Genomic DNA, 12,563 nt, shown 5'->3' on the forward strand with positions numbered 1-12,563 from the left:
ATTATGCGGCGCGAACGGGTCCGTTGGCGGCCTGGGTAAGGCCGCTGGCCTCGCCGGAGAAGAGTTGCGCGAGGTCGATAATGACGACAAAATCACCCTCACGACGAACGACACCAGCAATGTAGTTCGAGTTCCAGCGAATGCCGATATCGGGCGCTGTTTCGATGACATCCCGGCTGAACGGTGTGACTTCGAACACCTTGTCTGCCACCAGACCAAGTGCGAGGAGCTTTTCACCGATCGGAATATCCAGCACCAACATACGGGTGTTCTGGGTCTTGACCGTTCCGCTCATGCCAAGACGCAATCGCAGGTCGATGACGGGTACGCCCTGGCCACGCACATCCCTGAGCCCCAGCAGGTAATCCGGCCCATGGGGGATTTTGAAAGCGTCCTCATGATCAAGAATTTCGCGAACGACGTCAACAGGAACGGCGAAGACCTCTTCGCCGAGACTGAATGTGACATACTGGGTATCAGATGATGTGCTGGCCATGATTTAAGCGCTTTCCCGGAAATCTGCGTCGTTCGCATCTGGACCGCCCTGAGACATATCCAGTGCGAAACCCTTGGCGCGCGCCTGCTGTGTTCTGACCGATTGGTCATATGTCGCCTTGCGAGCCGGCATGGGTTGGTGAGGCTTTTTCTGCTTGAATGCCGCCTGTTTTTGCGCAGGTGAAGCACGGCGTGCCTCACCATTGTCCACCTTGAAGAATGCGATGCTCGTCTGAAGTTCTTCGGCCTGAGCTGCCAATTCTTCAGAGGTGGCAGACATCTCTTCGGATGCGCTGGTGTTTTGCTGGGTGACCTTGTCCAGTTGCTGGATGGCTTCATTGATCTGGTTGGCGCCGATGTCCTGCTCACGGCAGGCTGCTGAAATTTCAGCGACGAGTTCCGCCGTTTTACGGATATCAGGTACGAGGCGGTTCAGCATCTCACCCGCATCGGCCGCTGCCTTGACCGTGTCGCTAGACATGGCGCTAATTTCAGCGGCTGCAGACTGGCTGCGTTCGGCCAGCTTGCGAACTTCCGAGGCAACAACGGCAAAGCCCTTGCCATGCTCGCCCGCACGCGCGGCTTCGACAGCGGCATTGAGTGCGAGGAGGTCGGTTTGACGTGCAATTTCCTGAACGATGGAAATCTTTTCGGCAATCGTGCGCATGGCGACGACAGCACGGCCAACAGCAGCACCGCTGGCTTCCGCGTCCGTAGAAGACTGACGGGCAATCTTTTCCGTCTGCGCGGCATTTTCTGCATTCTGGCGAATATTGGCAGCCATTTCTTCCATCGACGCGGAGGCCTCTTCCGTTGAAGATGCCTGTTCTGTCGCGCCCTGTGAAACCTGTTCCGAGCTGGCAGAAAGCTCCTGGCTTCCTGATGAGACGTTTTCGGCTGCGGAAATGGAGTCGGAAACGACGCCGCGCAAACGCTCGATCATCGTATTGACGTGTTCCAGCAACGTGCCGATTTCATCGCGTGTGGTGATGACGGCCATATTTGTGAGGTCGCCTTCGGATACGTTTCGCACCGAAACAATTGCTTTGTTAAGACCGCGGCTAATGGAGATCGAGATGAGGATCGCAGAAATGATTGAGAGTATGGCAGCTCCAAGAGCAAGGGCTGCAAGCGTTGTGAATGTGGTGTTGTAAACTGTTTCACTCAGCTTGTCAGAGGTCGCGATACCAGCTTCTGTCGATTCTGACAGCGCTTCAGTCATCGCATCCAGTTTGTCGGAAGCGATCGTTCCCTCCGTCTGGTTCAATTCCAGAGCCTGATCGCGGTTATTGGATTTGACCAGATTGATGACGCGGTCCTGCAGGGCGATAAAATCACCCCAGAAGTCTCGAATTTCCGCCCATTTTGCTTTGAAATCTTCTGGAGCACTCTGTTCGCCAGCAGCAAGGGCCTCATTGAAGTTTTTGCGTTCGGTCGCAATCATATTGAGCGCGTTTTGGACGCGTTCCGACGATGTCGAAAGAAGGAGGTCGCTTTCGGCCAAGCCGAGACCATCGAATGCGCTCGCAATGTCATTGGCGACGTCGTCCTGATGGATAGGGCCGCTGATCATGCCGTCCTTCAGTGCATCCATTTCCCTTAGGCCGTTGATACCGAAAGCAGCACAAGCTGCCATCAGGAGGACGAGTAGCCCGAATATCAGGCCAAGTTTTAATTTGATGGTAAACCGCATAGCTAGTCCTCTTAGTCGACGCTTTGAATGATTGGCGTCAGAGATGCATTGTCACCCGCAATATCAGCTTGCGTTGTAACGAATGCATTCACACCTCTCGATAGAATGTACGATAGTCATCGTTGCACCGGAGGGCTCGAAGATGGATCTCGAGCCCATTCCTCATCTGGCTTTATGCGCTTTCACGGAAATCCGAGTCAGCCGAGTCCGGTCCGCCCATCGACATGTCCAGTGCAAAACCCTTGGCACGTGCCTGTTGGCTGACAATGGAATTGTCCGGTCTGCGAACAGGTGCTGCTTTCGGTGCCACCCGTGTGGCAGGCGCCTGTGCTGGACGGATCGCTGCGCGAAGATTTGCCGAGGAAGGACCGGCATCAGAGCGATCAACCTTGAAGAATGCGATGCTGGCCTGGAGCTCTTCGGCTTGTGCAGCCAACTCTTCCGATGTTGCAGACATTTCCTCGGACGCACCGGAGTTGAGTTGCGTGACCTTATCGAGTTGCTGGATAGCTTCATTGATCTGGCTGGCACCGATGTCCTGTTCGCGGCAGGCTGCCGAGATTTCAGACACCAGTTCGGCCGTCTTGCGGATATCCGGGACCAGGCGGTTCAGCATGTCGCCGGCTTCGGTCGCAACCTGAACCGTAGTCCCGGAAAGGGAGCTGATTTCAGCGGCTGCGGCCTGACTGCGTTCTGCAAGCTTGCGGACTTCGGAAGCGACGACGGCAAAGCCTTTGCCATGTTCGCCAGCACGGGCTGCCTCAACGGCCGCGTTGAGCGCAAGAAGGTCGGTCTGACGCGCGATTTCCTGAACGATGGAAATCTTTTCGGCAATTGTGCGCATCGCGGTTACGGCCCGCCCTACGGCCTCACCACTGGCTTCGGCATCCTTGGAAGACTGGCGGGCAATCTTTTCCGTCTGGGCCGCGTTGTCGGCATTCTGTTTGATGTTGGCTGCCATCTGCTCCATCGAGGCAGACGCTTCCTCGGCAGAGGACGCCTGTTCGGTCGCTCCTTGCGAAAGCTGCTCGGAGCTTGCAGACAGTTCCTGGCTGCCGGACGAGACGTTGTCGGCTGCTGCAAGCGCATCGGCAACCACGCCACGCAGGCGCTCGACCATGCGCTGGAGGGAGACGCCAAGCGTATCCTTCTCAGAAAGCGGCTTTGGCGTCACTGTGAGGTTGCCGTCTGCGATTTCATTGGCCACGCTTGCGGTGTTGCGCAGATTGCCCGTCATCACATTGATCCGGTCCACAAGATCTCTGATCTCGTCGTTTGACTTGATCTCGACATCCCGATCAAGATCGCCGACGGCAACTGCTTCAGCGACATCCATGATCTTGCGCAGGCCCTTCGTAATACCAAGCGCGATCCAGAGTGCTGTCACAATGGCGATAACGATTGCCGCTATGGAGATCCCGATCATCAGCATGCGGGTCTGTTCATAGTCGGTGGTAGCCACCTGTTTTGCTGTCTCAAGCCGGCCACGGTTAAATTTGACGGACTCATCAAGTTTGTGCGTAAGCTCGGTGGCCGCAACGCGGCCATCGCCGGAGGAGTACGCTATTGCTGCGGCATTATTGCCTTCTGCCATAAGTTGGCGGACGCGGTCGTCGCTGGCTTCAAATTTCTGGTATGCCGCAACAATCGACGCCCAGGTCGACTGCATTTCAGGCGCCGCCGTGGACGCCATTTCATTGATGAGCCTGGTTAGTTGTGCGCGACTCTCATTGCCGGTTTCCTTGTGCTGCTGCAGTTCTCCCGGCGTCGTTGAAAGAATCATGTTCTTCTGCGAACGCACGGTGACGAGCGATAGTGCATTGATCTGATGAACCTTGTCGAGACGCACGACAGTGCCTTCGACGACCCGGTTCATCGAGTCCTTCGCTAGACTGAGGCTGTAGACACTATATCCGGCAGTACCAGCCAGCATCGCGATCAGAAATCCAAATGCGACGGCGAGCTTCATTTTGATGGTAAATCGCATCCTAGAATTCCTTTGAGAGTTCGATGACGTTGTTGCGAGAAGCACCCCTGAGTGACGCTTCCGGCTGCGAGGTGAAGATGGCGGTGAGGTTCGGAATGATGACAAATTCGCTGCCGCGCCTGATAAGGCAGTTGATGTAGTCCGGCCGCCATCGCATGCCGACGCTCGGCGGCTGTTCGCTTGCGGTTTTGGAGAAGGTGGTCACCTCGTAAACCTTGTCTGTGCGCAAGCCGACCAGGGTGCGTTCACCTTCGATCGGAAGCTCGATGACGATGATGCGGCTATCGATGGTTTTTTCCGCAGCCCCCATCCCAAAGGCCAGGCGAATATCTGCCAATGGTATGACCTTGCCACGAAAATTGATGACGCTTGCCACGTAGGGCTTGCTACCGGGCACAGCCGTTTCCGGCAGAAGGTCGAGTATTTCCTGAACCTTGATGGCCTCGATTGCGAAGGTTTCGCCTTCGATGCTGAAGGTAAGGACTTCCAGATCGTCGCGGTCGGCCCACAGGTCTTCCGACTGTTTCATGAGAGGCTGGTTCATCCGGCGATACGCAATTGCGCCTCCTGCTGCTGGCCTGACGTCACGAGGTGGCCGACATCGAGAATGAGGGCGACGCTGCCATCGCCCAGAATAGTCGCACCGGAGAAGGTCGCGACATCATGATGCAGTTTCGACATGGCCTTGATGACGGTCTGATGATCGCCGATGATCTGATCGACAACGAGCCCGACGCGCTCGGATCCCGTCGAGATGACGACGACCTTCTGGAACTGGTCGGGCTTGGTACCGGTGTTGAACAGTTCTCTGAGACGGATGAACGGCACCAGACTTTCACGCAGCGAGATGAACGAGCGGCCACGGGACTTGACGTCGGCGTCGGGGGAAAGCTCGAGACATTCTTCGACGGCAGACAGCGGAATGACGTAGCAACCCGTTCCAACGCGCACCAGCAAGCCGTCGATGATGGCAAGCGTCAGCGGAATCGCGAGAGAGACTTCCGAACCGGCGCCGGGCGTGCTGGTGATGTTGATGAGACCACGCAGCGCTTCAACCGATTTCTTGACCACATCCATGCCGACGCCACGGCCGGAAAGATTGGTAATTTGTGCCGCAGTCGAAAATCCCGGTTCAAAGATGAGCTGCAAAAGCTCCTGATCCGACAGTGTCGCATTGGCTGCGATGATGCCCGAGGATTCAGCCTTGGCACGCACGCGTTGACGGTCAATGCCACGACCGTCGTCACGAATGGTGATCGTGACCTCGCCGCCGGATTGGCGGGCAATGAGTGTGATACGGCCAACAGCAGATTTACCTGCCGCAATGCGTTCATCCGGTGTTTCGAGGCCATGGTCGCAGGAGTTGCGAACGAGGTGGACCAGAGGGTCAGCGAGGCGTTCGATGACGGCCTTGTCGACTTCGGTGCTCTCACCTTCGGTCACAAGTTCGATCTGCTTGCCTGTTTCCCGCGCCAGATCATGGATCAGGCGACGGAACCGACCAAAGAGTTGGGCGATCGGCACCATTCGCAGGACCATCATCGTATCGCGAAGTTCACCGGAAAGGCGCTCTACATCTTCGGATACGGACCGAAGCTGGATATCGACGCTGGTGTTGGCCAGCTGAGAAAGGCGCGATTGCGCAATCACGAGTTCGCCGACACGGTCCATCAACTCGTCCAGCCGTTCTGCGGGTACGCGGACGTTCTCGGCAGCCTTGTTCTGCTTGCCATCATTGGCCTGCGCTGCGGCAGGGTTCGCTTTGGCCGCATCTTCGACGGGGGCGGGCGGCGGCACGATTTCAACGACCGGCGCCGGTGAGGCTGATATTTGTCTGACGTTGATCTCCATATCGTCCATGACGAAGATGAAGACGTCGTCGATATCCGACCGTGGCTTGTCAGTCGTCAGCGTAACGGACCACGATAGGTAGAGATTGGTCGGATCAATGACATCGAGTGCCGGAATGGTGGCGGTTTTGGCAACGATCAGACAGTCGCCGAGCTCTGCCAATTCATCGAGAAGGCCCAACGGATTGGTGCCGTTCGCCATGGCATTTGCCGGTAGGCTGAAATCGATCTGCCATGTTGCCATCGCGGTTTGGGCAGCTTTTGCGCCCGGTGTGGGCTGTGTGTGGTGGGGTGCTGATGTCGCTCCGCTACCCACCGCTGCTTGCAGCTTGGCCAGAAGACGATCACCCGTTTCCGGCAGTGCAATTGCCGGATTATCGACCAATTGGCGCATGTGATCCTGCGCCTCGAGAACAGCGGCGATCAATTCGCTGCTGGCAGGGACTTCGCCCTTTCGAACGCGGTCGAAGGCTGTTTCGCAATGGTGCGTGAAAGCAGCCAACGCTTCGAAGCCAAACATGGCACCGGACCCCTTGAGGGTGTGCAGACCGCGAAACACGGCGTCGATCTGTCCTTGGTTGGACAGGTCATGCAACAGGTCGAGAAGGCCGCTTTCGATCTGCTCGAAAAGCTCGCCCGCTTCCGTTCTGAAAACCTGAATGGGGTCCAATATGGTCATCTACCGAGAACCTTCTTGACGATCTTGACGAGATTCTCAGGGTCGAACGGCTTGGTCACCCAACCCGTAGCGCCTGCTGCCTTTGCCCGTGTCTTCATGTCCGCGTCAGACTCGGTCGTGAGGAAGATGATCGGAATGCCCGTGTGGGCAGGCGATTGGCGCAATGCCTCGATCATTTCCAGGCCGTTCATGTTGGGCATGTTCAGATCGGTGACGATGAGGTCGAAAGACCCGGCCTTTGCTTTCGTCAGGCCGTCTGCGCCATCCACGGCTTCGGTAATCTGGTATCCCGCGTTCGTCAGGGCAATTTTCGTCGTCATTCTGATGCTGGCAGAATCATCGACTGTCAGAATATTGGCGCTCATTGAATTTCCTTTCCATGCAGCCAGAAGAGGCGCGAAGCCTCATCCATGTCGTTGAGGAAACCGCCGCGACGAAGCGTATCCAGTACGCTTTGGGAGGCTGGCTTCATAAGTGTGACGTATTTTCCCTCTGTCCGGGCGTAGACCCTTGACGCCTCGATGAGCTGGATGAAGCTTAAGTCCGCATGCGCATCGGCGGGGATATCGATTGTGACGGCTTTGTTGGTCTTCAGTGCATCGAGCAGGCTTTCGTGAGCAGCTGTGATGCCGCGTATGGAAAGGCTAGAAGGCAATGTTAGTATTTCCGGTACCATCCAAATTTCCCTAGATTATTTTGATTGCCTTAAATGCTGCGAAGGACGTGTGGATGTGCTTTGCGGGCTTCCACGCCGAAGTTGACGGTCTCAGCCGGTGCAGCACGGGAGTTTCGTGAGCGCGTTATCGAGAAATTGCTGTGTGTGTGAACACGACACAGTTGGAGCGCAGCCAGAGGTGACTGGCGTTCTTCTTCCACCGGCAGGTTTTTCACGATTTACTCCGAAATCACTTGCGAACAGGCACGACTTCGCGATCCCGGGCAAAGGGGAAAGCGTCCAGACAGTTACATTTTGGATTGCGGGCTGGCTTCATGCAGTCCGTTGCAAAAGCGACACGTGCGACCGGAGACGCCCTGTGATTTACTCGCTTAACATATCGGCTAATTTCTATTCGACACTGGTTAATTAGCGGTTAAGTGGGGTTGCGATTGTTGGTCAATCTCTTAATGGTTGCGGCAATTTCACGTGATTTTGCAAAGTATCGGGTGAAAACCACTTTTTGCTACCCTGGATATACATGGCTCGTTTGGCGGAAATTCTTGGAATATAACAGATTAATTTTTCGCGGCGAAACGGGAAGTGATAATTGCGTTTTGAAGGGGAAGCGGAAGACTTCAAAAGCAAAGGGTGAGAAAACGACTTTTCATTCGCGGCGCTTTTTTTGATCGGAGGTGTTGCCTCTTCCGACGTTTTTTATCCCCGATCTATAATCACGCCCTAAGAAAAAAATATTAAGTAATTGATTATAAATGTTTATTATTGTTTTAATTTTTTATTACGCTTGCTGTTGCGGAAGTCTGATGTTTCGCATAGGTTTTTACGGCAACGTTTCAGTGAGGGAGGAGACTCATGCGCATACGTTCTATTTTGGCTGCTCTGGCGGCCAGTGTCATGTTGCCGGTAGGGATTGCCGGGGCCACTGATCTCGAAGTAACGCACTGGTGGACATCGGGCAGCGAAGCTGCTGCGGTTGGGGAACTGGCCAAGGCATTTGATGCAACCGGAAATAAGTGGGTGGATGGTGCTATTGCTGGTTCTGGCGGTACCGCGCGTCCAATTATGATTAGCCGCATTACCGGTGGCGATCCAATGGGAGCCACCCAATTCAATCATGGCCGCCAAGCTGAGGAGCTTGCGCAGTCCGGGTTGATGCGCGATCTCACCGATGTTGCGGAAAAAGGCAACTGGAAAGACATCATCAAACCGTCCAGCCTGCTCGACAGCTGCACGATCGACGGCAAGATTTACTGCGCGCCTGTGAACATCCACTCCTGGCAGTGGCTGTGGCTTTCCAATGCAGCCTTCAAGAAAGCTGGGGTTGACGTTCCCAAAAACTGGACGGAATTCATCGCGGCGGGTCCTGCCCTTCAGAAGGCCGGCATCCAGCCACTCGCGCTGGGTGGCCAGGCTTGGCAGGCCAATGGCCTGTTCGATACGCTGGTGTTGTCGATGGGTGGAAAAGACCTCTATGAAAAGGTTTTCAAGGACAAGGACGCAGACGTAGCTGCCGGGCCAGAGATGCAGAAAATCTTTGCGGCAGCCGACGAAGCAAGAAAGCTTGCAAAGGGTTCAAACGTTCAAGACTGGAACCAGGCCACCAATATGGTCATCACCGGAAAGGCCGCTGGCCAGGTGATGGGCGACTGGGCACAGGGCGAGTTCCAGCTTGCCGATATGAAAGCCGGAACGGATTATAGCTGCCTGCCGGGTCTCGGCCTTAGCGATTATATAACGACGGGTGGCGACGCTTTCTATTTTCCTTTGCTGAAAGACGAAGCGAAGTCCAAGGCCCAGGAAGTTCTGGCTGAGGTGATCGTCGATCCGAAAACGCAGGTTGCGTTCAACCTGAAGAAAGGCTCGCTTCCCATCAGGGGTGACGTCGATCTCTCGGCTGCCAATGACTGCATGAAAAAGGGTCTGGCCATCATTGAAAAGGGCAACGCCCTGACAAGCACGGATCAGCTCATCTCGGCCGATACGCAAAAGCAAAAAGAGGATTTGATGTCCGAATTTTTCGCCAATGCGTCTTTGACTGCAGAGGCTGCACAGAAGCGCTTTGCTGACATCATTTCCTCAGCAGACTGACCTTCGTCGTCTGTAACCGGTACTTAGAAAATCTGCTGGTTTCAGACGCCTCCTTGCCAAGCGCTTCACGTGTTCGCGCCTGGAAAATTTGCGGCGGGATATGCTCTGAAGCTACCCGCTGCATAATCAACCTATATGATTGATGAGGAGTGGTGCATGGCGGTTAAAAGCCATTCTGGTCGTCCCAACCAGCTATTCCGCAATCTGAATTCAAAGATTGCATCGATACCCATGATCCTGACCGCGATGGTCATTTTCCTGGGTGGAACGATCTGGACAGTCGTTTATTCCTTTACCAACTCGAAATTGTTGCCCCGCGCGACGTTTGTCGGTTTTGATCAGTATGAGCGCCTATGGGACGCGCCACGCTGGATCATCTCGATCCAGAATCTCGCGATCTACGGCATTCTGTCGTTGATCTTCAGTCTCGTGATCGGCTTTGTGTTGGCTGCACTGATGGATCAGAAGATACGTTTCGAGAATACATTTCGAACCATCTTTCTTTATCCCTTTGCCCTGTCTTTCATCGTCACCGGTCTCGTTTGGCAATGGCTTCTCAATCCCGAATTTGGCATTCAAGCCGTTGTTCGGTCGATCGGGTGGGAGAGCTTCACGTTCGACCCGCTCTATAACTCGGATTTCGTGATCTATGGCATCCTGATTGCCGCTCTGTGGCAGGGCACTGGCCTCGTCATGTGCCTGATGCTGGCAGGCCTGCGCGGGATCGACGAGGATATCTGGAAGGCTTCGCGGGTGGACGGTATTCCCATGTGGAAGACCTATATCCTCATCGTCATCCCCATGATGCGCCCGGTCTTCATCACCACGCTCGTCATCATCGCCAGTGGCATCGTCAAGGTTTACGACCTCGTGGTGGCGCAAACCAGCGGTGGCCCCGGCATCGCATCGGAAGTGCCAGCCAAATATGTCTACGACTACATGTTCCAGGCACAGAATCTGGGGCAGGGCTTTGCCGCCTCGACCATGATGCTGCTCACGGTCGCCATCATCGTTGTCCCATGGGCCTATCTCGAATTCGGAGGGCGCAAACGTGGCTGACATCTCGACGCTCAACACAGTCGCGGCAGGGAGCGACCCTGTCACCTCCAAACTTGATGGACCGCGCGGTCGCAAGCCGAAAAAGCGGATATCACGGCGCAATATCATTCTCTATGGCAGCCTCTTCGTCGCTGCGCTCTATTATCTCCTGCCACTCTACGTGATGATCGTGACATCGCTGAAAGGCATGCCGGAAATCCGCATGGGCAACATCTTTGCCCCGCCGCTCGAAATCACGTTTGAGCCCTGGGTGAAAGCATGGTCGAACGCATGTACGGGCCTCAACTGCGATGGTCTGTCGCGCGGGTTCTGGAACTCCGTGCGGATCATGATCCCGTCCACAATCGTGTCCATCGTCATCGCGTCCGTCAGCGGCTATGCGCTGGCAAACTGGAAGTTCAAAGGTTCGGAGTTCTTCTTCTCCATTCTCATCATCGGTGCGTTCATTCCGTATCAGGTGATGATCTATCCAATCGTCATCGTTCTTCGTGAGATGGGCATTTACGGCACGCTTACGGGGCTGGTCATCGTGCACACGATCTTCGGTATGCCGATCCTGACTCTGCTCTTTCGCAACTATTTCGCCGGGTTGCCGGAAGAGTTGTTCAAGGCAGCACGCATCGATGGTGCGAATTTCTGGCAAATCTATTTCCGCATCATGGCCCCGATGTCGTTGCCCATTTTCGTGGTGGCAATGATCCTGCAGGTTACCGGCATCTGGAACGATTTCCTCTTCGGGGTCGTGTTCACCAGACCGGAATATTATCCGATGACGGTTCAGCTCAACAATATCGTCAACTCGGTACAAGGCGTGAAGGAATACAACGTCAATATGGCTGCAACCCTTCTGACCGGTGCCGTTCCGCTGTTCGTCTATTTCGTTTCAGGCAGACTTTTTGTCCGCGGCATCGCCGCAGGCGCAGTCAAAGGTTAAGCTTCATGAATAAAAGCGTCTCCATTCGCGAACTGTCCCTGTCCTTTGGTGCGGTGACCGTATTGTCCGACCTCAACTTGGATATTTACGAAGGCGAGTTTCTCGTTCTTCTGGGATCATCAGGCTGCGGAAAATCCACATTGCTGAACTGCATCGCCGGGCTTCTCGAGCCGACTGAAGGGCAGATTTTCATCAAGGATCGCAACGTGACCTGGGAAGAGCCGAAGGATCGCGGTATCGGCATGGTGTTCCAGTCCTATGCGCTCTACCCACAGATGACGGTCGAAAAAAACCTGTCTTTCGGCTTGCAGGTCGCCAAAGTTCCGAGGGAGGAAATCGATAAGCGCGTTAAACGCGCCGCTGGCATCCTTCAGATCGAACCATTGTTGAAACGCAAGCCGGCAGAGCTTTCCGGCGGCCAGCGGCAGCGCGTGGCCATCGGACGTGCGCTGGTGCGCGATGTGGACGTGTTCCTGTTCGATGAACCGCTCTCCAACCTCGATGCCAAGCTGCGCTCGGAACTGCGTGTGGAAATCAAACGACTGCACCAATCGCTGAAGAACACGATGATCTATGTAACGCACGACCAGATCGAGGCGTTGACGCTGGCGGATCGCATCGCGATCATGAAAGGCGGCGTGATCCAGCAACTGGATGATCCGATTTCGATTTATAACAAGCCGAAAAATCTCTTCGTCGCAGGCTTCATCGGTTCGCCGTCGATGAACTTCCTGCGTGGTGAACTGGAAGCGAAAGACGGCAAGGTGGTGTTTACGACACATGGCGTCAGCTTCACGCTGGACGGATACGACACATCAGCCGCACTCACGCCGGGTACGCCTGCGGTTCTAGGCGTTCGGCCTGAGCATGTGCGTGTCGATAGCGATATCACCAGCGGTGAAATCCACGACGCCGTCGTTGATATCGAAGAGCCGATGGGTGCAGATAACCTCATATGGCTCAAGCTCGCCGGGCACACGCTCTCGGTACGCGTCGGTGGACACCGGCGGTTCTCGCCTGGAACGAAGGTCAAGCTGGCCTTCGATATGTCCATGGCCTCCCTTTTCGATGCGACGACGGAAGATCGTATCTAGCCACCCTC

9 protein-coding genes and 4 pseudogenes are annotated in these 12,563 nt (G+C 55.2%); 4 read left to right on the top strand and 9 right to left on the bottom strand.

The annotated features are described in order from the left end of the window. Position 1 precedes the first annotated feature (1 nt). The 9 genes and pseudogenes from EKM04_RS13030 to EKM04_RS13060 all read right to left on the bottom strand — a co-directional run bounded on the left by EKM04_RS13030 (position 2) and on the right by EKM04_RS13060 (position 7,380). Positions 2-496: a chemotaxis protein CheW gene (locus EKM04_RS13030; protein WP_174155470.1), complete on the bottom strand. Its 495-nt coding sequence runs from the start codon at positions 494-496 to the stop codon at positions 2-4. Positions 497-499: 3 nt separating this feature from the next. Next, positions 500-1,567 (bottom strand): annotated as a pseudogene (locus EKM04_RS23150) (methyl-accepting chemotaxis protein); the annotation flags it as partial. Positions 1,568-1,705: 138 nt separating this feature from the next. Further along, positions 1,706-2,188, bottom strand: a pseudogene (locus tag EKM04_RS23155) (MCP four helix bundle domain-containing protein); the annotation flags it as partial. Between the two features lie 172 nt (positions 2,189-2,360). Beyond that, positions 2,361-3,569 (bottom strand): annotated as a pseudogene (locus EKM04_RS13040) (methyl-accepting chemotaxis protein); the annotation flags it as partial. Between the two features lie 165 nt (positions 3,570-3,734). Further along, positions 3,735-4,175 (bottom strand): annotated as a pseudogene (locus tag EKM04_RS23160) (MCP four helix bundle domain-containing protein); the annotation flags it as partial. Between the two features lies 1 nt (position 4,176). Next, complete coding sequence (locus EKM04_RS13045) at positions 4,177-4,719, bottom strand: chemotaxis protein CheW (RefSeq protein WP_174155467.1); 543 nt, start codon at positions 4,717-4,719, stop codon at positions 4,177-4,179. Beyond that, a complete protein-coding gene (locus EKM04_RS13050) occupies positions 4,716-6,704 on the bottom strand; it encodes a chemotaxis protein CheA (protein ID WP_183894828.1) in 1,989 nt (662 codons plus the stop codon). Before EKM04_RS13050 ends, EKM04_RS13045 begins: the two co-directional genes overlap by 4 nt. Then, on the bottom strand, positions 6,701-7,069 hold the full coding sequence (locus tag EKM04_RS13055; protein WP_174155465.1) for a response regulator: 369 nt from the start codon (positions 7,067-7,069) through the stop codon (positions 6,701-6,703). Before EKM04_RS13055 ends, EKM04_RS13050 begins: the two co-directional genes overlap by 4 nt. After that, positions 7,066-7,380, bottom strand: a complete 315-nt coding sequence (locus EKM04_RS13060; RefSeq protein ID WP_174155464.1) for an STAS domain-containing protein — start codon at positions 7,378-7,380, stop codon at positions 7,066-7,068. Before EKM04_RS13060 ends, EKM04_RS13055 begins: the two co-directional genes overlap by 4 nt. Before the next feature lie 852 nt (positions 7,381-8,232). Here EKM04_RS13060 and EKM04_RS13065 point away from each other — a divergent pair. The 4 genes from EKM04_RS13065 (at position 8,233) to EKM04_RS13080 (ending at position 12,555) form a co-directional block, all read left to right on the top strand. Continuing rightward, positions 8,233-9,468: an ABC transporter substrate-binding protein gene (locus tag EKM04_RS13065; RefSeq protein WP_174155462.1), complete on the top strand. Its 1,236-nt coding sequence runs from the start codon at positions 8,233-8,235 to the stop codon at positions 9,466-9,468. A gap of 156 nt (positions 9,469-9,624) precedes the next feature. After that, on the top strand, positions 9,625-10,527 hold the full coding sequence (locus EKM04_RS13070) for a carbohydrate ABC transporter permease (RefSeq protein ID WP_174155461.1): 903 nt from the start codon (positions 9,625-9,627) through the stop codon (positions 10,525-10,527). Beyond that, positions 10,520-11,461, top strand: coding sequence for a carbohydrate ABC transporter permease (locus tag EKM04_RS13075; protein WP_174155460.1), 942 nt, complete (start codon positions 10,520-10,522; stop codon positions 11,459-11,461). Before EKM04_RS13070 ends, EKM04_RS13075 begins: the two co-directional genes overlap by 8 nt. A gap of 5 nt (positions 11,462-11,466) precedes the next feature. Next, a complete protein-coding gene (locus tag EKM04_RS13080) occupies positions 11,467-12,555 on the top strand; it encodes an ABC transporter ATP-binding protein (protein WP_174155459.1) in 1,089 nt (362 codons plus the stop codon). The last annotated feature ends 8 nt before the right edge of the window (positions 12,556-12,563 follow it).

The organism is Rhizobium skierniewicense Ch11, from assembly GCF_023757665.1.
Lineage (GTDB): Bacteria > Pseudomonadota > Alphaproteobacteria > Rhizobiales > Rhizobiaceae > Agrobacterium > Agrobacterium skierniewicense.

Excerpts from the sequence above, each read along its gene's own strand:
- EKM04_RS13030 (WP_174155470.1), bottom strand. The coding sequence starts at position 496 with ATGGCCAGCACATCATCTGATACCCAGTATGTCACATTCAGTCTCGGC.
- EKM04_RS13045 (WP_174155467.1), bottom strand. The coding sequence starts at position 4,719 with ATGAACCAGCCTCTCATGAAACAGTCGGAAGACCTGTGGGCCGACCGC.
- EKM04_RS13050 (WP_183894828.1), bottom strand. The coding sequence starts at position 6,704 with ATGACCATATTGGACCCCATTCAGGTTTTCAGAACGGAAGCGGGCGAG.
- EKM04_RS13055 (WP_174155465.1), bottom strand. The coding sequence starts at position 7,069 with ATGAGCGCCAATATTCTGACAGTCGATGATTCTGCCAGCATCAGAATG.
- EKM04_RS13060 (WP_174155464.1), bottom strand. The coding sequence starts at position 7,380 with ATGGTACCGGAAATACTAACATTGCCTTCTAGCCTTTCCATACGCGGC.
- EKM04_RS13065 (WP_174155462.1), top strand. The coding sequence starts at position 8,233 with ATGCGCATACGTTCTATTTTGGCTGCTCTGGCGGCCAGTGTCATGTTG.
- EKM04_RS13070 (WP_174155461.1), top strand. The coding sequence starts at position 9,625 with ATGGCGGTTAAAAGCCATTCTGGTCGTCCCAACCAGCTATTCCGCAAT.
- EKM04_RS13080 (WP_174155459.1), top strand. The coding sequence starts at position 11,467 with ATGAATAAAAGCGTCTCCATTCGCGAACTGTCCCTGTCCTTTGGTGCG.